This is a genomic window from Nocardia sp. NPDC057455 (assembly GCF_042802775.1).
GTDB lineage: Bacteria > Actinomycetota > Actinomycetes > Mycobacteriales > Mycobacteriaceae > Nocardia.
In genome coordinates this window covers 80396-99651 of sequence record NZ_JBHVDM010000019.1, presented here as the reverse complement: position 1 = coordinate 99651, position 19256 = coordinate 80396, and the positions used below count along the sequence as shown (strand labels likewise).

Genomic DNA, 19256 nt, shown 5'->3' with positions numbered 1-19256 from the left:
TCGACGGATCGTAAAACGCGGGGTCGCAACGCTATCGGTCCGAGGTCACAGATATGGGCGGGTGAGCATCTCGATCCCGTGCCCGGCAGGGTCGCGGAAGTAGACCCCGCGTCCGCCGTGGCCGGTGTTGGTGGCGCCCGGCCGTTGGAAGAACGGGTCGGCCGCGTGCTCGATACCCTGCGCACACAGCTTGGCGTAGGCCCGTTCGAACAGGTCGTCGTCGACGAGGAAGGCGTAGTGCTGCATCTGAATGTCCTCGACCGGTGGTTCGGCGAACTGCAGCAGCACCCCGTCCTCGCAGAGCAGGTTGGTGAACACCCCCCATGAAGGGGCTTCGGCGAACTCGAAGAGATCGCGGAAGAAGGCCGCGGACTCATGGCGATCCTTGGCCGCGATGATGGTGTGGTTGAAGCGTGCGGGCATGTTTTCTCCTGTCGTAAACGATCTATGAAGCTCGTGATCATCACGACGGAGGTGGAGCCCGCGCGTCGGCGCAGGGTTCTCGATCGAATAGCTGATCCGGGCCGGAATCGGCCCGCGCGGCGCTCAGAAGAGTGCCGGGTAACCAATCCGTGTGTGGCGCAATGCCGTCCCGGTAATCATCGCCGCATAGCCTAGCCTATTGAACTCAGCCGGCCAAGCGTTCCGGGTCCGCGGTGCGGTTGGTGCGGAAAACCGAGCCTCAGGTGTCTGGGTCCGTTTCCTGGTCGGCGCGGCACAGCGATTCGGCCGCCAGGGTATACCGTCGTCGACACACCCGCTCGACCCCACATCGTGGGTCTTGTAGTTCTCGGATTCGGCCGCGAATAGTCGAACACTATGCGCACGAGAACTGCCCGTACCCGTTTCCGGAAATCCCTGACGACTGTTATCGCCGGGTTGGCGCTGGCGGCAGCCGGCGCTCCTGCCGCCTCGGCCTTCCCCGGCCACCCCGCTCCCGCTCGTTCCGCAGCGGCACCGGTGGATTCGGGATCTTCCTCCGGCTCGGGCTATCTCCTGGAAGCGGCACTCAACGCCCTCTGTGCGCTGACCGGTTCGAAGCCGACCTGCTGGGGCGACGTGCCGACTGGGTGACCTGCACCGATAGCGCAGTCGAAGGGGCGCGATCCATCCGTCGACGCGCACATGCCCGGCGATAATCAACATCCGGCAAACCTCCCGAAACGATATCCGGTCACTCCCGAGTAGACGGGTCGCGTCGGCCGGACTCATCGCGCCCCGTCGCGCTCCGCCCGGTGCCGCGACAGCACTCGTCACCGAGTTCCCGTGCACCAAGCACAGGCACCCGGGCCGTCACCGACGCTGCCGGGCATTCGACTGCCGCGCCTCGACTCGAGCGCCAGATGAACAGTCAGCTGATCGACCAGGTGCGATCGGAGGGCGGCTCTCGGGAAATCGCGGACTACCGGGTGCCGTCACTCGCGCGGTGAATGTTGTACTGCCATTAGGGTTATGGCCGACCGGACGGGCCGTTGACAGGAGTCGCCGATGGTTGCCGAACACTTCCTTCCCTTCCGCAAGAGCACGGTGGTCTCGCTCTGTGCGGATGAGCTTCCGGATGCGGAGCGAAAGTCGTTCGTAGACTTCGCGCGTCTGCTGTCGGCTCTGGTGCACCACGAGTTCTATGCGCGTGGTGAGGCGGTGCTGGATGACTATCAGCTGGTCGATCCCGCCGAGGATGTCCGGGCGGTCCATGCCGCCACACGCGAGGACCGGGCGGCGGCGAGGGTGCGGGTGGAAGGTGAACTGGTCGCGCTGGCTGAGGCGGCGGATTTCACGCGCATCGATGCCGCGGAGATCGAGCGCGCGTTCGCCGAGCATTCGCTGGTAAAGGTGCGGTTGGAAGTCGACGAGGCGGACATCGACACGGCGATGTTCTTCCGGCGCGGGATATCGGAGCGCACCGAACAGGTGAGGAGTCTGTTCGGTCTGCGGCGGCGCACCATCCGATTCGTCAGCTACGGCAAAGTCCTGGTGTACGTCGCGTTCACCGAGCGTCCGGAGGCGGTCGCGGATCGGCCCAACGGCGGCGTGCTGCTGAAACTGTTCGGGAACGTTCCGAGAAACGACCTCGAGATGCTGTATCCCAGCGTTCGCGTGCGAATGCGGCCACTGGACAAACTGCTGATCGGCGTGCCCGCGGTCGTCTCCGGAATCATCGTGGTCGCCACCAAGCTGGTCGCCTCGTTGGGACCGCTGATACTGCTGCTGGCATTCTGGGTCGGGCTGCGCGAGGAAGCCGTGCGGCTGGACCAGGCCACGCTGATCACCCTGGGCGCCGGGGTGGCGGCTTTCGGCGGTTACCTGGTTCGGCAGTTCTCCAAATTCAAGAACCGCAAGATCAAATTGATGAAGACGTTGTCGGAACACCTCTATTTCCGCAATCTCGACAACGATGCCGGGGTGTTCCACCATCTCCTGGGCGCGGCCGAGGAATCGGAGGTAAAGGAAGCCGTCCTGGCGTACCACTTCCTGCGCACCGCCCACCGGCCGCTCACCGCCGCCGAACTCGATCAGCGGGTGGAGGACTGGTTCCGGCGGCGATGGGGCACGACATTCGACTTCCAGATCCGAGACGGGCTACGCAGACTCCGGGAGTGGGAGCTGATCACCGAGCACGAGCACCGCACATTCGCTGCGCTGCCGCTGGCCGAGGCGAGGCAGCGGCTGGATTCTCACTGGGACAACCTGTTTCGCATCGGACCGGAAGCAGATGACACCGTACTGCGTGCCGGTTGACAGTCACACCCGGCTGAACCCGGCGCTATGGCATGAGACCGAGCCACCCTCGACTCGGCGTCGCAGTCACGCCGATGGCCGCGACCGCGCCGTCTACGCCGAACTCACCGCCGGTCACTTCGCCACAGATTGCGCTGCACAGCAGCGACGGCAGGCCGAGTCCGGCTCGACGTTCGGTTGTCGTGAGCGGGAGGTTTCGGTGCGCGATCCCGAGGGTCTGTGCGGAACGATGGTTGCGATGCGCATGAACGCCTGGTCGGTGGGTGGTGACGGCGTCACCACTGCACTGCCGACGCCGTCACGCGTGGAAAGTTCGAAACTCTCTGACCTGGGGCGTCGCGCCGTCACCGCGATCCCGTCACGTTCGGTGGTGAAATGCAGCGACGCGTTGTGAACCTGCGGGTGAGAAGCGGGCCGGGTGTCACCGGAAGGTCGTTGACCAGGGCTTTTCCGGGCGGCCGGGCGGAGGGATCGACACCCCGCCCGGACCGCATAGGAGTTCTATCAGCTTCCGGTAGGTGAATCGGGGATTTCCGGGTGTCTCACTAGAATGGGGCGACCGTATTCGTCCGCTTCCGGGAGCCAGCCGTGACCATCCAGCCCGTTCGCCTGTTCGGCGATCCCATCCTGCGTGCCCGCGCCGCGGAGGTCACCGCGTTCGACCGCGATCTGCGGCAACTGGTGACCGACCTGACCGAGACCATGCACGACGACGGCGGGGTCGGGATGGCCGCGCCGCAGATCGGGGTCGGGCTGCGCGTGTTCGTCTACGACACCGGCGACGCTTCGGGGCATCTGGTGAACCCGCAATGGGAGGTTGTCGGCGACGAGGAGCAGGTCGGGCCGGAAGGCTGCCTGTCGATCCCCGGTGTGCGCTACGACACGCGCCGGGCCTTGCGTGTGCGAGCGTCCGGCGTGGACGTCGACGGCGCGCCTGTCGTTTTCGAGGCCGAAGGGCTGCTGGCGCGGTGCGTGCAGCACGAGACCGATCATCTCGACGGGGTCTTGTTCATCGACCGTCTCGACCCGGCCCAGCGCAAGGAGGCGATGCGGGTGATCCGCGAATCCGATTGGTTCGCAGCGGGATCGACGGTGCGTCCGGCGCGCTCGATGAGCGGTACGGGACGGCCCAACCCGTTCGGGACCGGCCGCTGATGCGCGTCGTCTTCGCGGGCACCCCGGAACCGGCGGTTCCGTCGCTGCGGCGTTTGCTGGAATCGGCGCGTCACGAGGTGATCGCCGTGGTGACGCGGCCGGACGCGGTCGCCGGGCGCGGCCGGAAAGTGACCAGGTCGCCGGTCGGTCGGCTGGCCGACGAGCACGGCATCCCGGTGCTCACTCCCCGTCGTCCGTCGGAGCCGGAATTCCTGGCGCAGCTCACCGACTTGGCCCCGGACTGCTGTCCCGTCGTCGCCTACGGCGCGCTGCTGCCCCAGCCGGTGCTCGACATCCCGCGCTTCGGCTGGATCAACCTGCATTTCTCGCTGCTGCCCGCGTGGCGGGGCGCGGCGCCGGTGCAGGCCGCGATCGACGCGGGCGATGAGATCACCGGCGCCTCCACCTTCCGGATCGAGGCCGGGCTGGACACCGGTCCGGTCTTCGGCATGGTGACCGAGAAGATCGCCGTCACCGATACCGCGGGCACGCTTCTGCAGCGGTTGGCCGACAGCGGCTCCCACCTGCTGGAAGCGACGCTCGACGGGGTGCAGGACGGCACCTTGCAGGCCGTCCCGCAGTCCACCGACGGCGTCTCCTACGCGCCCAAGGTCGGCGTGGAAGCCGGGCATGTGCGCTGGGATCAACCGGCACTGGCGATCAGCAGGCGGATTCGCGCGGTCACCCCGGCTCCAGGAGCGTGGACCGAAGTGGGCGGCACGCGGCTGAAGCTCGGACCGGTCGAGTTGGTCGAGGAGGAGTTGCCGGAACGCGTGATCGAAGTGCGCAAATCCGGTGTGTTCGTCGGCACCGCCACCACCGCGGTGCGGTTGGATCAGGTGCAGCCGCAGGGCAAGCGCGTGATGGCCGCGCTCGACTGGGCGCGTGGCGCCCGCCTGCAGCCCGGCGCGGTGGTCGAATGACGCCGCGCGGCCATCGGCCCGGTGATGACGACGCACGCAACCGGCGGCGCGACGATCGTGAGTCCGCGCCGAACCGTTCCGGCGAGGCCGGTCGGCCTCGTGCGCAGGGTGGCCCGCGGCAGGACCGCAACGGGGCCGGCCGGCCACGGGCGGCCGATCAGCGGGCAGGCAGCGGGCGAGCCCAGTCGGGCGACCGCGATCGCGACGAGCGCCGCGGCGCCACGGGACAACGCGCGGCGGCGGGCCGGTCGGAGCGTTCCACCGCCGGGCGTCCGGCTGCCAAGGCCGCCGCACGGCAACGGCCGCAGCGCAAAGAACCCACCGATCCGCCGCGGACGGTCGCCAGGGATGTGTTGCGGGCGGTCCGGGAACGCGACGCCTACGCGAACCTCGTGCTGCCCGTCCTGCTGCGGGACCGGGGATTGTCGGGGCGGGACGCGGCGTTGGCGACCGAACTCGCCTACGGCGCGTGCCGGTCGCTGGGTCTGCTCGACGCGGTGATCGCCGAAGGGGCGGGCCGGCCGATCGAGGAGATCGACGGACCGCTGCTGGACGTGCTCCGGCTCGGCGTCTACCAGCTGTTGCGCACCCGGATCGGCGCGCACGCGGCCGTGGACACCTCGGTGGCACTGGTGCGCGCCGAAGCAGGCACGGGCAAGGCGGGTTTCGTCAACGCGGTGCTCCGGCGGGCGGGGGAGAAGACCCCTGAGCAGTGGGTCGAGGCGCTCGCGCCCGCCGATCCCGTCGGCCGGTCGGCGTTCGAGTTCGCGCATCCGGTCTGGATCGCGCAGGCATTCGCCGACGCGCTGGGAGCGCGAGCGGCGGAGTTGCGCGAAGTGCTCGCCGCCGACGACGCCCGGCCGCTGGTGCATCTCGTGGCCCGCCCGGGCGACATCACCGCGGAGGAACTCGCGCTGGTGACCGGCGGCGAAGAGGGCCGCTGGTCGCCGTACGCGGTCTACCTGGACGGTGGCGATCCGGGCAAGCTCGAGCCCGTGCGCGAGGGCATGGCCGCGGTCCAGGACGAAGGCAGCCAGCTGGTGGCGCTGGCGCTCACCAGGGCCACGCTCGACGGCCCGGACACCGGTCGCTGGCTGGACCTGTGCGCCGGACCGGGCGGTAAGGCCGCGCTGCTCGGCGCGATCGCCGCGATCGACGGCTTCCGGGTGGACGCGGTCGAGCCCGCCGCGCACCGCGCCGAACTGGTGCGCAAAGCCGTACGCGACCTGCCGGTGGACATCCACGTCGCCGACGGTCGTGCCAGCGGACTGACCCCGGGTTACGACCGCATCCTGGTGGACGCTCCGTGCACCGGGCTCGGCGCGCTGCGCCGCAGGCCGGAGGCGCGCTGGCGGCGCACCCCCGCGGACGTCCGCGACCTCGTCGTCCTGCAGCGCGAATTACTCTCGGCCGCATGGGATCTGCTGCGCCCGGGCGGGGTCGTGGTGTATTCGACCTGTTCGCCGCATCTGCCGGAGACGGTGTCGATCGTCGCCGACGCCGTGCGCCGCCTCGGCGCGCAGCAGCTCGACACCCGCGAGCTGCTGCCCGGCGTCACCGATGTCGGCGACGGACCGGGAGCGCAACTGTGGCCGCACCGGCACGGCACAGACGCCATGTTCCTGGCCGCGCTGCGCAAGCCGCGCTGAGGGAGCATTCCTTTCGTCCGAGCTGGGCGGCGGATGGCACCGCCCCACTCGGCACATGACGACGACGTGGCAGGCCGGATGTCGATGGCGACTGAACTTTGGAGGCGGAATCGACCTGGATCGCGTCGCGCCCGACCACCCGCGGGAACTGCTCGATGCCACCTGGTGGCTCACCGTTCCGGCGAAGGTGCGCGAGTTGCGCGAACGCAAGACCCGCTGAACGCGCTCATTCCCGGCTGGATTGTTCCCGCAGGCGGGCAAGGGTTTTCGCGAGGATGCGCGAGACGTGCATCTGGGAGATACCCATCTGCTGAGCGATCTGGGTCTGGGTCATCGATTCGAAGAACCGCATGGTGAGGATGCGCCGTTCCCGCTCGGGCAACCCGGCCAGCAGCGGCCGGATCGCGACATACTCCTCGACCCGAGCGAACTGGGACTCCTCCTCGCCGAGGGTGTCCAGCAGCGAGGCGTCGGTGTCGCGGCCGAGTGTGGCCGCGTCGATCGAACTCGGCTGGTAGGCGTTGCCCGCGATGACCGCTTGGGTCACCTCGTCCGGATCGACGTCCAGCTCCGCGGCGATCTCCTTCGCCGTCGGAGAGCGACCCAGGCTTTGGGAGAGACTGTCGATCGCCGCGCCGATGCGTAGGTGCGTTTCCTTGACTCGTCTCGGCACTCGCATGGCCCAGGTGTTGTCGCGAAAATACCGCCGGACCTCGCCCATGATGGTCGGCACCGCGAACGATAGGAAATTCGAGCCGCGCTCCACGTCGAAACGATCCACCGCGTGCACCAAGCCGACCCGCGCGACCTGGGTCAGGTCGTCGAACGGCTCACCGCGTCCGCTGAACTTGCGGGCGATGTGGTCGGCGAGCGGAATGCAGCGGCTGATCAGTTCCGCGCGTAGCGCGCTGTGCCGCGCCGTACCGTTCTCGCTGGCCGCGAGCTGCTCGAAGAGCAATCCGACGTCGTCGTAACCGGGGACCGCTCCCGCCGCTTCCAGGGTTTCCTCGGCATCGACGGCGTCCTCGGTGGTCAGCGTGTCTGCGTCCTCGTCGCGCTGGGCATCGAACACGGTTTCTTCGTCCGCCACTACGCCTTCCCCCGGACCCGACGGAACTCGACCGTTGTCGGATATCCGGAGATCGCCGCGTCGTAGGAATCCTGGTTCGACTCCACCGCGTCGGTGAGAGTGCGCAGCACATGCCAGCCGAAGCTGCGCTGGTCGGGCAGTCCTGGCTTCTCCGCGATGCCCTCGACCCGGACGAGCAACTCGGTGTCACCGACGGTGAACCGGCAGTTCAGGCTCGTTTCCGGGGCGGCGACCGCGATCAGCGTCGAGCAGACCTCGTCGACGGCCAGCCGGATGTCGGCCACCTCGTCCAGCGTGAATTCGCTGAGTAGGACGAGGGTTTCGGCGAGCCCACGCACGATGGGCAGTTGTGTCACCGACGCCGCCACCCGAATCTCCACCGGGGTGCTGTAGAGCCCCTGTTCCGCCGAAATATTGATCACCCTATGCAGGCTACCCACTCCCGCGCTGGGCAACCCCGGGGACCGTTAGACTCCGGCGTTGTGTCCAACCCGACTTACCCGCGTCCGGCCGTTCCGATGATCGCCCCCTCCATTCTGTCCGCCGACTTCGCGCACCTCGCGGACGAAGCGAAGGCCGTCGCAGGCGCCGACTGGCTGCACGTGGATGTGATGGACGCGCACTTCGTGCCGAATCTCACGCTCGGCCTTCCGGTGGTGGAGAGCCTGTTGAAGGCGACCGAGATCCCGCTGGACTGCCACTTGATGATCGAGGATCCGGGCCGCTGGGCGCCGCCGTACGCCGAGGCGGGCGCACACAACGTGACCTTTCACGCCGAGGCGACCGACGATCCGATCGCGGTGGCGCGCGACATCCGCGCCGCGGGTGCCAAGGCGGGGCTCTCGGTGAAGCCCGGCACGCCGATCGAGCCGTACCTGGAGATCCTGCGCGAATTCGACACCCTGCTGGTGATGAGCGTGGAACCGGGCTTCGGCGGGCAGTCGTTCATCCCGGAGGTGTTGCAGAAGGCGCGCATCGTGCGGAACCTGGTCGATTCCGGTGAGCTGCGGCTGCTGGTCGAGATCGATGGCGGCATCAACGCGGACACCATCGAGGCGGCCGCGGAGGCGGGCGTGGACTGCTTCGTCGCCGGTTCCGCGGTCTACAGCACCGCCGACCCCGGGGCCACCGTGCAGAAGCTGCGCGATCAGGCGGCCTCGGCGTGGGCGCGCTGATCGGGTCTATCCGATCCGGGTCCGCCGTGCGGTGACCGCGCGGATCGTCTCGATCATCGCGCTGATCGACGGACGGTGGGCCCCGGCCTCGGGCGACCGGATCCACACGCGGTAACCGGTGCGCTCGTCGGCCGGTGAGGGCAGCACCACCTGACTGCCCGCGCAGGCCACCGCCGCGTACAGGCGGAACAATTCGGCCGAGACGGCCGGGCTGATAGCGTCGGGCCCGGCGGGGCCGGTGAGGAAGGTCCAGTGCCTGGCCCGCGGATGGTCGACGACCGGACCGGCGATTCCGTCCTCGACGAGTTGTCGCAGGACCTGCTCGCCGAGGTCGGCGGGCATGGTGACGGCACCGTATTCGACGCCGATGTGCAAAAGAATGCGGTGTGAACCGGGATCCACCGATGCGGGTAGCTGGAATTCGCGCCGATACCGTGAGCAGCGAACTTCCGGCGTCGAATCGAGAAATGTGGTCACATCGCGCCCCCGGCTGTGTCCGACCCATTTTTTCCCACTGTGTTCTCCGGCTTTCTCGAGGAGTGGACATCGTGCGACAGGCTTCCCGGTCGTCCGCCGTGTTACCCGGTAGAGCGTCCCATCGAACTGCCTGGGCGGAAGTTGAACGCGAGAAGTCGGCCGCGTAACGATATCGCTTCCGGTCTCCCCGGAGCGCGAGATCTGCGTTATAACCGTGTTTCTTTCGGGTATCGAGTACGAATCGGGAACCCCCGGGGGATAGATAAATTCGTGTGGTACGCCCAGTGGCTTCGAATGATTATCGGATCCCGCGCTCTGCGGTGTTCGCCGCGTGTGCGGACATAATTCTTTCCCTTTTCGATGGGACCGGCCGGTTCCGGCCGCCTCGGCCCGCCCGTCGGTCTGCTCACGATGCGGTCGGGGGTGCGCCGATGCGCTCCGGAGCGCCGCTGTCTCCGGCTGCCCCGCGTCATTAGGCTGAGTGGGCGCGGGAATAGCGGCCGGGCCCCGCGCTGTTCCGCATCCGGAAGACAACGACGCGACAGGGAGTCAGGGCACATGTTCACAGGCATCGTCGAGGAACTCGGCGAGATCGTCGCCAGCGAGCGGCTGACCGACGCCGCGCGGCTGACGATCAAGGGCAAGCTGGTGACCTCCGATGCCGGGCACGGTGATTCGATCGCCGTGAACGGGGTGTGCCTGACCGTCGTGGAGGTGGTCGGCGGCGACTCGTTCACTGTCGACGTCATGGCCGAGACGCTCAACCGCTCGAGCATCGGCAAGCTGGATGTGGGCGCCAAGGTGAATCTCGAGCGCGCCGCGGCGCTGAACAGCAGGCTCGGCGGCCATCTGGTCCAAGGGCATGTCGACGGCACCGGCACCGTGCTCTCGCGCACCCCCTCGGAGAATTGGGACGTGGTGCGGATCTCGCTGCCGGAGAACATCGCCCGCTACGTCGTGCAGAAGGGTTCGATCACCGTCGACGGCATCTCGCTCACCGTCTCCGGACTCGGCGTCTCCGACGAGCCCGCCGAAACCGGCAGCCGGGACTGGTTCGAGGTCTCCCTCATCCCCACCACCCTGTCGCTGACCAACCTCGGCTTCGCCACCGTCGGCACCACCGTCAATCTGGAAGTCGACGTGATCGCCAAGTACGTCGAACGCCTCCAGCAGCGCGGCTGACCGTGACCGCCCGCTCGTCCCCGCCCACGCCGGACGAGGGCGCGCGGCGACGAGGGCGCTCCCCCCGCGCGGCGTGCCGTCAAGCGGCGTGCGTGTGGGATCGGTGATCACCGTCCGGTGCTGTCGGGGTTCGCGTGATCGGTGGGTGCGCGCTCGGGTTTGCGGGCGCAGCGAGGCGGCCCGGTTCGTCTCGGATAATCCATCGCGCTGTTCGTGTACCGCGGGCCCGCGCCGGTCGCGCGCCCATCGAGCACCGGAAAACGGCGAACATGCGGTTGCAGCGATGAAGGCTCTACGTGCCCAGCTCAACCGCACCCCGAGTTTCGAGCGAAGCGAGACCGAGCATGTTCCGTTCGCGAGCCACAAAGGGGCCGTGAACACGCAGCGCCGCAGGCGCTGCAAATCGAACACAGTACTGTGGTGAGGCACCTATTTCGAGATGGAGCACAACAGACGTGACCAGGTTCGACAGCATCGAGCGCGCAGTCGCCGATATCGCCGCCGGTAAGGCGGTCGTCGTCGTCGACGACGAGGACCGCGAGAACGAGGGCGACCTCATCTTCGCGGCGGAGAAGGCCACCCCGGAGCTGGTCGCCTTCATGATCCGCTACACCTCTGGTTACATCTGTGTGCCACTCACGGGTGACGATTGCGATCGGCTGGGCCTGCCGCCGATGTACGCGATGAACCAGGACAAGCACGGCACCGCCTACACCGTCTCGGTGGACGCTCGCGAGGGCGTCACGACCGGTATCTCCGGCGCCGACCGCGCCACCACCATGCGGCTGCTGGCCGACGCCGACGCCAAGGCCGACGATTTCACCCGCCCCGGCCACGTGGTGCCGTTGCGCGCCAAGGACGGTGGCGTGCTGCGCCGGCCCGGTCACACCGAGGCGGCCGTCGACCTGGCGCGCATGGCCGGTTTGCGTCCGGCGGGGGTGATCTGCGAGATCGTCAGCCAAAAGGACGAGGGCCACATGGCCCGCACCGAGGAGTTGCGCGTCTTCGCCGACGAGCACGAGCTGGCGCTGATCTCGATCGCCGACATGATCGCGTGGCGGCGCAGGCACGAGAAGCACGTGGTGCGCGTCGCCGAGGCGCGTATCCCCACCGCGCACGGCGAATTCATGGCCGTCGGCTATCAGAGCATCTACGACGAGGTCGAGCACGTCGCGCTGGTGCGCGGCGACATCAGCGACGGCGAGGACGTCCTGGTGCGGGTGCACTCGGAGTGCCTGACCGGTGACGTGTTCGGGTCGCTGCGCTGCGACTGCGGTCCGCAGCTGGATGCCGCGTTGGAGATGGTCGCGGCCGAGGGGCGCGGCGTGGTGCTGTACATGCGCGGTCACGAGGGGCGCGGCATCGGCCTGATGCACAAGTTGCAGGCCTACCAGCTGCAGGATTCCGGCCACGATACGGTCGACGCGAATCTGGAGCTGGGCTTGCCCGCGGATGCCCGCGATTACGGCACCGGCGCGCAGATCCTGGTGGATCTGGGCCTTCGCTCGATGCGTTTGCTCACCAACAACCCGGCCAAGCGGGTCGGCTTGGACGGCTATGGCCTGCGGATCACCGACCGGGTGCCGATGCCGTTGCGCGCGAACGCGGAGAACCTGCGTTACCTGCGCACCAAGCGGGACCGAATGGGGCACGACCTGATCGGCCTCGACGAGCTCGATCTCGGCGAGACGGCGCACTGAACTGCGAGCAGACCGGAAAGGCGGACATCGATGAGCGGTACCGGGGTACCGACCTTCGCGCTGGCGGACGCCAAGGACCTCTCCTTGGGCATCGTCGCCTCGCGCTGGCACACCCAGATCTGCGACACCCTGGTGGCGAACGCCGAGCGGGTGGCCAAGGAGGCGGGCGTCCAGCAGATCACGGTGGTGCGCTGCGCCGGCGCGATGGAGCTGCCGGTGGTGGCCCAGGAGCTGGCCAGGTCGCACGACGCGGTGGTGGCGCTCGGTGTGGTGATCCGCGGTGACACGCCGCATTTCGAGTACGTCTGCGACGCGGTGACCGCGGGGCTCACCCGGGTTTCGCTGGACGAGGGCACGCCGGTCGCGAACGGGGTTCTCACGACCAACAACGAGCGGCAGGCCTTGGATCGGGCCGGGCTGCCCGAATCCGCAGAGAACAAGGGCGAGCAGGCGGCCGCCGCGGCGCTGGACGCCGCGCTGACGCTGCGCGCCCTGCGACAGTCCGCGTGACGATGCCGGTCGTCCGTATCTTCCGGAGGAACGCGGGCTCGGCCCCGGCGGCCGGCGATGCGTCCGAATGGGAGTTCGAGGTGCGTCCCCGCCGTGCGGTGCGGACGGCCTGGATCGCGGCGGTGCTGTTCGCGGCCGCGTTCATCGTGGGCGGCGTGTGGCTGCGCAGCGGGTCGACCGGCGTCAACTTCCGGGTGGCCGATCAGGTCGCGATGATCGGGATCGGCGTGCTCGGCGCCGCGGCGGTGCTGCTGCTGACCAGGCCGCGGGTTCGCGTCGGCGCCCGAGGTGTGTCGGTGCGGAACATTGTGGGCGACAACGACTTTCCGTGGGACTACATTCGCGGCGTGTCGTTCCCGGACCGGAAGGCCTGGGCACGCTTGGAATTGGTCGACGACGACTACGTCCCGATGCTGGCGATCCGTTCGAACGACAAGGAGCACGCGGCACGAGCCATGGCTCGGCTGCGTGAGCTCGGCGCCGAGTATTCCGGGAGGAAGTGAGCCGGGGCGGCCTTCAGCGCTCGCGCGGGTTCGAAAGCTGGTCTAGCCTCGCCGGTATGGAGCCGGGTGCGTTCGTCCTCGCGGCGGCTTTCGCCGACGATCCGCTGATGACCTATTTCTGGCCGGGGCCGTCGCGGCGGCGAAAAGCCTTGCCGCCGTTCTGGGATTCGCGCATCGCGTCGCGCCGGAAGAACGGCCTGGTTGACCTCGCGCACGACGCGGAGGGCAATCTTGCCTGTGTGGCGCTGTGGGAACCGGCGCATGTGGTGGCACCGACGGCGAAGCCGGCGACCTTGCTGCGAGCCTTGGGGTCGAGCGCGGGGCGGGCGCTGGCCGCGGGGCGGCGGATGGAGCACGCGCGCCCGGCGACACCGCATCTGTACCTGGCCGCCATCGGGACGCTTCCGGGTGCGCAGGGCCGGGGATTGGCGACCGCGTTGCTCGAGCGGCGGCTGGCGATGGCCGAGCAGGACTGCTTCCTCATCTCGAATACCAGCGCCACGGTGCCCTTCTACACGCGATTCGGGTTCGAGTCGCAGCGTGAGCTGCCGATCGGACGAGGTCCCGTGGTGTATCCGATGATCCGGAGGAAGTAGCCGCCCCGCCCCGCCGGGCACGTCGATCCTCGACAGCCGCAGCCGCAGCCGCAGCCGCAGCCGCAGCCGCAGCCGCAGCCGGTAGGCCTGTCCTCACCGAGCCCGGGACGGCCGGGGCGACTCAGTGGGTGTCGCCGAGGACCGCGCCTTCACGGCGCGGGTCAGCGCCGCCGATCCAGCCGTCCGCGCCGTTGCGTTTGAGGGCGCTGAGGCCGCTGGTCTGCGGTGCGACCGAAACCTGATGTCCGAGTTCACGCAGCCGCAGCACGAGCGGGTCGTGGTCGCCGTTGTCGGTGGCGTCGATATCGGGGTGTTCACCGCCGATACCGGTAGACGGGCTGTTCCCGGCGCCGAACGCGACCGCGGATACCGCTTGTTGCGGATCCAGGCCCCAGTCGAACATGTTGACCAGCGTTTTCACCACGAATTGGATGATCACCGAGCCGCCTGGCGAGCCCGCGACATGGGTGAGTTCGCCGCGGGAGCCGTCGGGGGCCTTGTCGAAGATCAGCGTGGGGCTCATCGAGCTGCGCGGGCGCTTGCCCGGCTGCACCCGGTTGGCCATCGGTATGCCGTCGGCGCCCAGCGGATCGGCATTGAAGTCGGTGAGCTGATTGTTCAGTACGAAGCCGTCGACCAGGTGGAACGAACCGAACGCCGACTCCACGGTGGTGGTCATCGCCGCGGCGTTGCCGTACTTGTCGACTACCGAGATGTGGCTGGTGCCATGCTCGGGCGGTTGCGGGCCGACGCCCAGCGGCACGGGACCGAAGTCGCCCGGCTGCGCGGTGCCCATGCTGCGGTTCGGATCGATGAGCCCGGCGCGCTGCCGCAGATAGTCGCGATTCAGCAGGGTTTGTGCCGAGTTGCCGGGCAGCGGGATGAAATCCGTGTCGGCCACGTACTTGTTGCGATCGGCGTAGGCGAGGCGTTCGGCCTCGGAGATGAGGTGCACGGCCTGTGCGTTCGGCTTGCCGCCGTTGCGGTCGATGCTGTCCGGCCGCATGGTGGCCAGGTCGAAGTTCTCCAGGATGCCCAGGGTCGCGGCGACGGCGATGCCGCCCGATGACGGACTCGGCATACCGCAGATCTCGTGCTCGCGGTAGCCCGTGCACAACGCGGTGCGCTTCTTCGCCTGGTAACCGGCCAAGTCCTCGGTCGTGATCAGGCCGGGGGTGCGCCCTCCGGAGGATCGGCCCGCGGCCGCGGCGATGTCTCGGGCGATGGCGCCCGTGTAGAACGCTTGCGCGCCCTCGGTCGCGACGGCGCCGAGCGTCTTCGCCATGGCGGGATTGGTGAGGACGGTGCCCGCGGTCTTCGGGCTGCCGCCCGGCTCGAGGAAGTACGCCTTGGCATCCTCGTCCGCGGCGAGGTCCTCGGCCGATTCCGCGATCTGGCCCGCGAGGCGCGGACTGATCGGGAAGCCCTGATCGGCCAGCCCGACGGCCGGGTCGAACAGCTCGCGCCACGCGGTCTTGCCGTGGTCGCGGTGCGCCAGCTCGAGCATCCGCAGCACACCGGGTACGCCGATGGAACGGCCGCTGGCCCGCGTGTTCGGTTTGGGCTCGGTGCGATCGGCATCGCTGATCCAGCGCAGATAGTTCTCGGTGGCGGCCGCGGGGGCCACCTCGCGGCCGTCGTAGGCGTCCACGGTCTTGGTGTCGGCGTCGTAGTAGAGCAGGAACGCGCCGCCGCCGATACCGGAGGCCTGCGGTTCGACCAAGCCGAGCACCGTCTGTGCCGCGATCAGCGCGTCCGCCGCGGTGCCGCCGTCGCGCAGGACCTCGCACGCGGCCTTGGTCGACACCGGATTCGCCGTCGACACCGCGAAAGTGTGGGTGCGCACCGGCGTCATGTTCGTGCGATAGCCGCTCGCTATTTCCGGGTTCGTGCTGAGATCCTTGGTGCCGCCGCCTGTCGGCCCCGCCGCGCTGGCCGTTACCGGTGTGCCGTTCGGCACCGTCTCGCAGACCCCGCCCGCCTGGCTTTCGCCGGACGAACACGCGGTGGCCATACCGACGGTGAGTGCGAACGCCGCCGCGGCGGCGACCCAACTTCCTCGCTTGCGCCCCATGCCGGGACTCTAACCCCCGGCACCGGCAGCCGCGCAGCTTTCCTTCCCACGGACGAAATCGTCCTGGCCGCAGTGTGTGTCGAGGTCGGGACGGTGGGGATCGTCCCGCGCGGACCGGCGCCGCGGTGCGATCGGTCGGTAGGCTGGCCGGGTGGCGATCGAGGCGGTGCTGTTCGACTTCTCCGGAACCCTGTTCCGCCTGGAGGCGGACGAATCCTGGTACGCGGATCTGACCCGGCCGGACGGACAGGCGTTCGACGTGGACGAGAAGGCCGAGATCATGCGGCGGATGACCGCGCCGGTCGACCACATCGCCGAGTTCGACGCAGAGACGCAGTACGCATGGGACCACCGCGACCTGGACCCGGCGCTGCATCGCAAGGTGATGATGAAGGTGCTGCGCACCTCGGGTGTGCCTACCGACGAGGACGCCGAACGACTGTATGCCCGGTTGCTCGACCCGCTGGAGTGGACGCCGTACCCGGACAGCGAGGCCGTGCTCGATCTGCTCGCGGCGCAGGGCGTTCCGGTCGCGGTGGTGAGCAATATCCCGTTCGACATCCGTCCCTCGTTCGCGGTGCGCGGCTGGGATCGGCTGGTCGGTGCGTTCACCCTCTCCTTCGAGGTCGGCGCCATGAAGCCCGACGCGGAGATCTTCCGTTCCGCGCTGGGGGAACTGGGCGTGCCCGCCGAAGCGGCGCTGATGATCGGGGACAGCGCCGAGGCCGACGGCGGCGCCGAGGCGCTGGGCAGCCGATTCGCTCTGGTGGATGCCCTGCCCACCGCCGAGCGCCCGGACGCGCTGCTGGCCGCGCTACGGCGGCACGGTCTCGTGGACTGACCCCTGGCCGTCGGTGCGCGCGACCGACCCCAAGCTCATTTGCCGAAGTCGGAGTTGCGCGGATTGTCACCGTGTTACCGTGCGATTCCGGCGTTTTCGCAGGTTGCGCCGGAAGGTTCGGTACCAACGGAGGTACGGCTGTGAGCTTGGCGTTCTCCGGGGACGAGTCGTCGGTCGGCGTGGAAATCGCCATGCCGGAGGCGGTTCGGGACGTGCGGGAAGCCGTCGCCGGAATGGCGGGATTCGGACTCGTCTATCCCGTGCTGATGAATCTGACCCGCGGTGGCGACGCGGCCGCCACGGCGTCCACCCAATTCTGTGTGGCGTGGGCACTGGGTCTGCTCGTGCTCGGATTCGCGCAGGACGCGCCCGGCGTGCGCAGGCTGACGATCGCGTTGACCCTCCTGCAGGCGGTCGTCGGGTGCTGGGCGATCAGGGACATGGCGACCGTCCCGCCCGTCGTGGGCGTCGTCGCCGCGGGGTACTCGCTCGCCACCTCGGCCGCGGTCCTACACCTGCTGCGCCGCCCGGAAGCCAAAGCATGGTTCGGGGTCCCCACCTCGGGCTAGGTATCGAGCCGCCGTCGGCCGGGCTGTCGGTCCCGGTCGATACGCTGGATGGGTGGCAGATCCAGCGACGTACCGGCCCGCGCCGGGCACGATTCCCGTCGAACCCGGCGTCTACAAATTCCGGGACGCCCATCGGCAGGTCATCTACGTCGGCAAGGCAAAGAGCCTGCGCAGCAGACTGAACTCGTATTTCGCCGACGTCGCCGGCCTGCATCCGCGTACCAGGCAGATGGTCACCACTGCCGCCAGCGTCGAATGGACGGTCGTCTCCACCGAGGTGGAGGCGTTGCAGCTGGAATACAACTGGATCAAGGAGTTCGATCCCCGCTTCAACGTCCGCTACCGCGACGACAAGTCCTACCCGGTGCTCGCGGTCACGTTGTACGAGGATTACCCGCGGCTGTTCGTCTACCGCGGCGCGCGTCGCAAGGGTGTGCGCTACTTCGGCCCGTTCGCGCACGCCTGGGCCATCCGCGAGACGCTCGATCTGCTGCTGCGGGTGTTTCCCGCGCGCACCTGCTCCAACGGCGTCTTCCGGCGGCACCACCAGATCGGGCGTCCCTGCCTGCTCGGCTATATCGACAAGTGCTCGGCGCCGTGCGTCGGGCGGGTGAGTGCCGAGGAGCACCGCTCCATCGTCGAGGACTTCTGCGACTTCCTCGCGGGCCGCACCGATCGGTTGGTCCGGGAGCTGGAGCGCCGCATGCACGAGGCGGCGGGAGATTTGGATTTCGAGGCCGCCGCCCGGCTGCGCGACGATGTGCAAGCGTTGCGCCGGGCGCTGGAGAAGCAGGCGGTGGTGCTCGGCACGGGCACCGATGCCGACGTCATCGCTTTCGCCGCCGACGAGTTGGAGGTGGCGGTGCAGGTCTTCCATGTGCGGGACGGCCGGGTGCGCGGCCAGCGCGGGTGGGTGGTCGACAAGTCGGGTGACGCGGTTGACGTCCCGGAGGCGGGCGGTCGACTCGCCGCGTTGGTCGAGCAGTTCCTCACCCAGTTCTACGGCGAGCAGGTGGCGGTGGCCGAGCAGTCCGTCGACGAGCCGGCCGCCACCGTGGTGCCCCGCGAAGTGCTCGTGCCCGAACTGCCCGCCGATATCGAGCAGGTCCAGCAGTGGCTGTCCGGCCTGCGCGGTTCGGCGGTGAAGGTGCGGGTGCCCCAACGGGGGGACAAGAAGGCACTCGCCGAGACGGTGCAGCGCAACGCGATGGAGGCGCTGGCCCAGCACAAGCTCAAGCGGGCGGGCGATCTGACTTCGAGATCGCAAGCGCTGCAAGAAATCCAGGATGCCCTGGAACTCGACACCGCGCCGCTGCGCATCGAATGCGTCGACGTCAGTCATGTGCAGGGGACCGACGTGGTCGCCTCGCTGGTGGTCTTCGAAGACGGTCTGGCCCGCAAGTCCGAGTACCGCCACTACACGATCCGGGAAGCGGCGGGCGACGGCCGTTCCGATGACGTCGGCAGCATCGCCGAGGTGACCCGGCGGCGGTTCCTCAAGCTGCGCCGTGAGCGCGACATGATGGAGCACGACGATCTCGCCGCGACCGGAAGCGACGACGACGCGCTCGACCTGACCTCCCGTCCGGGTATCGACCCACGCACCGGGCGCCCGCGCAAGTTCTCCTACCCGCCCAACTTGTTCGTCGTCGACGGCGGCGCGCCCCAGGTCGCCGCGGCCGCCGAGGTGCTCGACGAGCTGGGCATCACCGATGTCGCGGTGATCGGCCTGGCCAAACGGCTCGAGGAGGTGTGGGTGCCCGGCGAGAGCGACCCGGTGATCCTGCCGCGCAACAGCGAGGCGCTGTACCTACTGCAACGGGTGCGTGACGAGGCGCACCGCTTCGCCATCACCTTCCATCGCAGCAAGCGCTCACGCCGGATGACCGCCTCGGCCCTGGACTCGGTGCCGGGGCTCGGAACGGCGCGCCGTACCGCGCTGGTCACCCATTTCGGATCGGTGGCCAAGCTGAAGCAGGCCACGGTCGAGGAGATCACCGAGGTGCCCGGAATCGGGCTGGCGACCGCGAAAGCGGTCCTTGCGGCGCTCGAGTCCGAATAGTCAGTCGACAG

Annotated in this window: 20 protein-coding genes; 15 read left to right on the top strand and 5 right to left on the bottom strand. The window is 68.7% G+C overall.

Annotation, left to right across the window (positions count from 1 at the left end; translation table 11 throughout):
- Positions 1-45: 45 nt before the first annotated feature.
- Positions 46-423 (bottom strand): VOC family protein, encoded by a 378-nt coding sequence (locus ACFU5M_RS11065; protein WP_379047387.1) that lies wholly within the window; start codon positions 421-423, stop codon positions 46-48.
- A gap of 1065 nt (positions 424-1488) precedes the next feature.
- Here ACFU5M_RS11065 and ACFU5M_RS11060 point away from each other — a divergent pair.
- The 6 genes from ACFU5M_RS11060 to ACFU5M_RS11035 all read left to right on the top strand — a co-directional run bounded on the left by ACFU5M_RS11060 (position 1489) and on the right by ACFU5M_RS11035 (position 6686).
- Entirely contained in the window at positions 1489-2739 is a 1251-nt protein-coding gene (locus ACFU5M_RS11060) for a TMEM143 family protein (RefSeq protein ID WP_379047384.1), read from the top strand.
- A 199-nt stretch (positions 2740-2938) separates the two neighbouring features.
- The gene (locus tag ACFU5M_RS11055; protein WP_379047381.1) at positions 2939-3133 is read left to right on the top strand and encodes a hypothetical protein; all 195 of its coding nucleotides are present in this window, start codon (positions 2939-2941) and stop codon (positions 3131-3133) included.
- Between the two features lie 194 nt (positions 3134-3327).
- Positions 3328-3894 carry a peptide deformylase gene (def, locus tag ACFU5M_RS11050; RefSeq protein ID WP_379047378.1) on the top strand — a complete coding sequence of 189 codons (567 nt, stop codon included), beginning with the start codon at positions 3328-3330 and terminating at the stop codon, positions 3892-3894.
- Positions 3894-4817, top strand: a complete 924-nt coding sequence (fmt, locus tag ACFU5M_RS11045; protein ID WP_379047375.1) for a methionyl-tRNA formyltransferase — start codon at positions 3894-3896, stop codon at positions 4815-4817. Before def ends, fmt begins: the two co-directional genes overlap by 1 nt.
- Entirely contained in the window at positions 4814-6466 is a 1653-nt protein-coding gene (locus ACFU5M_RS11040) for an RsmB/NOP family class I SAM-dependent RNA methyltransferase (RefSeq protein WP_379047372.1), read from the top strand. The genes fmt and ACFU5M_RS11040 overlap by 4 nt, the downstream gene beginning before the upstream one ends.
- 55 nt (positions 6467-6521) lie before the next feature.
- Positions 6522-6686, top strand: a complete 165-nt coding sequence (locus ACFU5M_RS11035; RefSeq protein WP_379047369.1) for a hypothetical protein — start codon at positions 6522-6524, stop codon at positions 6684-6686.
- Between the two features lie 6 nt (positions 6687-6692).
- Here the strand turns inward: ACFU5M_RS11035 and ACFU5M_RS11030 are convergent, their stop codons facing one another.
- Together ACFU5M_RS11030 and ACFU5M_RS11025 are read right to left on the bottom strand one after the other, a co-directional pair.
- On the bottom strand, positions 6693-7556 hold the full coding sequence (locus tag ACFU5M_RS11030) for an RNA polymerase sigma factor SigF (protein WP_379047366.1): 864 nt from the start codon (positions 7554-7556) through the stop codon (positions 6693-6695).
- Entirely contained in the window at positions 7556-7978 is a 423-nt protein-coding gene (locus tag ACFU5M_RS11025) for an ATP-binding protein (RefSeq protein WP_379047363.1), read from the bottom strand. The genes ACFU5M_RS11030 and ACFU5M_RS11025 overlap by 1 nt, the downstream gene beginning before the upstream one ends.
- A gap of 96 nt (positions 7979-8074) precedes the next feature.
- On the opposite strand from ACFU5M_RS11025, the gene rpe reads away from it, so the two are divergent.
- The gene (rpe, locus tag ACFU5M_RS11020; RefSeq protein ID WP_379047396.1) at positions 8075-8731 is read left to right on the top strand and encodes a ribulose-phosphate 3-epimerase; all 657 of its coding nucleotides are present in this window, start codon (positions 8075-8077) and stop codon (positions 8729-8731) included.
- Between the two features lie 6 nt (positions 8732-8737).
- Here rpe and ACFU5M_RS11015 read toward each other — a convergent pair whose 3' ends face one another.
- Positions 8738-9073 carry a hypothetical protein gene (locus ACFU5M_RS11015; protein WP_379047360.1) on the bottom strand — a complete coding sequence of 112 codons (336 nt, stop codon included), beginning with the start codon at positions 9071-9073 and terminating at the stop codon, positions 8738-8740.
- A gap of 693 nt (positions 9074-9766) precedes the next feature.
- Here ACFU5M_RS11015 and ACFU5M_RS11010 point away from each other — a divergent pair.
- The 5 genes from ACFU5M_RS11010 to ACFU5M_RS10990 all read left to right on the top strand — a co-directional run bounded on the left by ACFU5M_RS11010 (position 9767) and on the right by ACFU5M_RS10990 (position 13699).
- A complete protein-coding gene (locus ACFU5M_RS11010) occupies positions 9767-10390 on the top strand; it encodes a riboflavin synthase (protein WP_379047357.1) in 624 nt (207 codons plus the stop codon).
- A 455-nt stretch (positions 10391-10845) separates the two neighbouring features.
- Positions 10846-12090: a bifunctional 3,4-dihydroxy-2-butanone-4-phosphate synthase/GTP cyclohydrolase II gene (locus ACFU5M_RS11005; protein ID WP_062973658.1), complete on the top strand. Its 1245-nt coding sequence runs from the start codon at positions 10846-10848 to the stop codon at positions 12088-12090.
- 30 nt (positions 12091-12120) lie between these two features.
- Positions 12121-12600 carry a 6,7-dimethyl-8-ribityllumazine synthase gene (ribH, locus tag ACFU5M_RS11000; protein WP_379047354.1) on the top strand — a complete coding sequence of 160 codons (480 nt, stop codon included), beginning with the start codon at positions 12121-12123 and terminating at the stop codon, positions 12598-12600.
- 2 nt (positions 12601-12602) lie between these two features.
- On the top strand, positions 12603-13103 hold the full coding sequence (locus ACFU5M_RS10995) for a PH domain-containing protein (RefSeq protein ID WP_379047351.1): 501 nt from the start codon (positions 12603-12605) through the stop codon (positions 13101-13103).
- Positions 13104-13159: 56 nt separating this feature from the next.
- Positions 13160-13699 carry a GNAT family N-acetyltransferase gene (locus ACFU5M_RS10990; protein ID WP_379047348.1) on the top strand — a complete coding sequence of 180 codons (540 nt, stop codon included), beginning with the start codon at positions 13160-13162 and terminating at the stop codon, positions 13697-13699.
- A 121-nt stretch (positions 13700-13820) separates the two neighbouring features.
- Here the strand turns inward: ACFU5M_RS10990 and ACFU5M_RS10985 are convergent, their stop codons facing one another.
- Positions 13821-15773, bottom strand: coding sequence for a gamma-glutamyltransferase family protein (locus ACFU5M_RS10985; protein WP_379047345.1), 1953 nt, complete (start codon positions 15771-15773; stop codon positions 13821-13823).
- Positions 15774-15924: 151 nt separating this feature from the next.
- Here ACFU5M_RS10985 and ACFU5M_RS10980 point away from each other — a divergent pair, with 151 nt between their 5' ends.
- The 3 genes from ACFU5M_RS10980 (at position 15925) to uvrC (ending at position 19245) form a co-directional block, all read left to right on the top strand.
- Positions 15925-16614 (top strand): HAD family hydrolase, encoded by a 690-nt coding sequence (locus ACFU5M_RS10980; protein WP_379047342.1) that lies wholly within the window; start codon positions 15925-15927, stop codon positions 16612-16614.
- A 140-nt stretch (positions 16615-16754) separates the two neighbouring features.
- On the top strand, positions 16755-17183 hold the full coding sequence (locus ACFU5M_RS10975; RefSeq protein ID WP_379047339.1) for a hypothetical protein: 429 nt from the start codon (positions 16755-16757) through the stop codon (positions 17181-17183).
- Between the two features lie 52 nt (positions 17184-17235).
- On the top strand, positions 17236-19245 hold the full coding sequence (gene uvrC, locus ACFU5M_RS10970; RefSeq protein WP_379047336.1) for an excinuclease ABC subunit UvrC: 2010 nt from the start codon (positions 17236-17238) through the stop codon (positions 19243-19245).
- Positions 19246-19256: the final 11 nt, after the last annotated feature.

Excerpts from the sequence above, each read along its gene's own strand:
- ACFU5M_RS11065 (WP_379047387.1), bottom strand. The coding sequence starts at position 423 with ATGCCCGCACGCTTCAACCACACCATCATCGCGGCCAAGGATCGCCAT.
- ACFU5M_RS11060 (WP_379047384.1), top strand. The coding sequence starts at position 1,489 with ATGGTTGCCGAACACTTCCTTCCCTTCCGCAAGAGCACGGTGGTCTCG.
- fmt (WP_379047375.1), top strand. The coding sequence starts at position 3,894 with ATGCGCGTCGTCTTCGCGGGCACCCCGGAACCGGCGGTTCCGTCGCTG.
- ACFU5M_RS11040 (WP_379047372.1), top strand. The coding sequence starts at position 4,814 with ATGACGCCGCGCGGCCATCGGCCCGGTGATGACGACGCACGCAACCGG.
- ACFU5M_RS11035 (WP_379047369.1), top strand. The coding sequence starts at position 6,522 with ATGACGACGACGTGGCAGGCCGGATGTCGATGGCGACTGAACTTTGGA.
- rpe (WP_379047396.1), top strand. The coding sequence starts at position 8,075 with ATGATCGCCCCCTCCATTCTGTCCGCCGACTTCGCGCACCTCGCGGAC.
- ACFU5M_RS11015 (WP_379047360.1), bottom strand. The coding sequence starts at position 9,073 with ATGCCCGCCGACCTCGGCGAGCAGGTCCTGCGACAACTCGTCGAGGAC.
- ACFU5M_RS11010 (WP_379047357.1), top strand. The coding sequence starts at position 9,767 with ATGTTCACAGGCATCGTCGAGGAACTCGGCGAGATCGTCGCCAGCGAG.
- ribH (WP_379047354.1), top strand. The coding sequence starts at position 12,121 with ATGAGCGGTACCGGGGTACCGACCTTCGCGCTGGCGGACGCCAAGGAC.
- ACFU5M_RS10995 (WP_379047351.1), top strand. The coding sequence starts at position 12,603 with ATGCCGGTCGTCCGTATCTTCCGGAGGAACGCGGGCTCGGCCCCGGCG.
- ACFU5M_RS10990 (WP_379047348.1), top strand. The coding sequence starts at position 13,160 with ATGGAGCCGGGTGCGTTCGTCCTCGCGGCGGCTTTCGCCGACGATCCG.
- ACFU5M_RS10985 (WP_379047345.1), bottom strand. The coding sequence starts at position 15,773 with ATGGGGCGCAAGCGAGGAAGTTGGGTCGCCGCCGCGGCGGCGTTCGCA.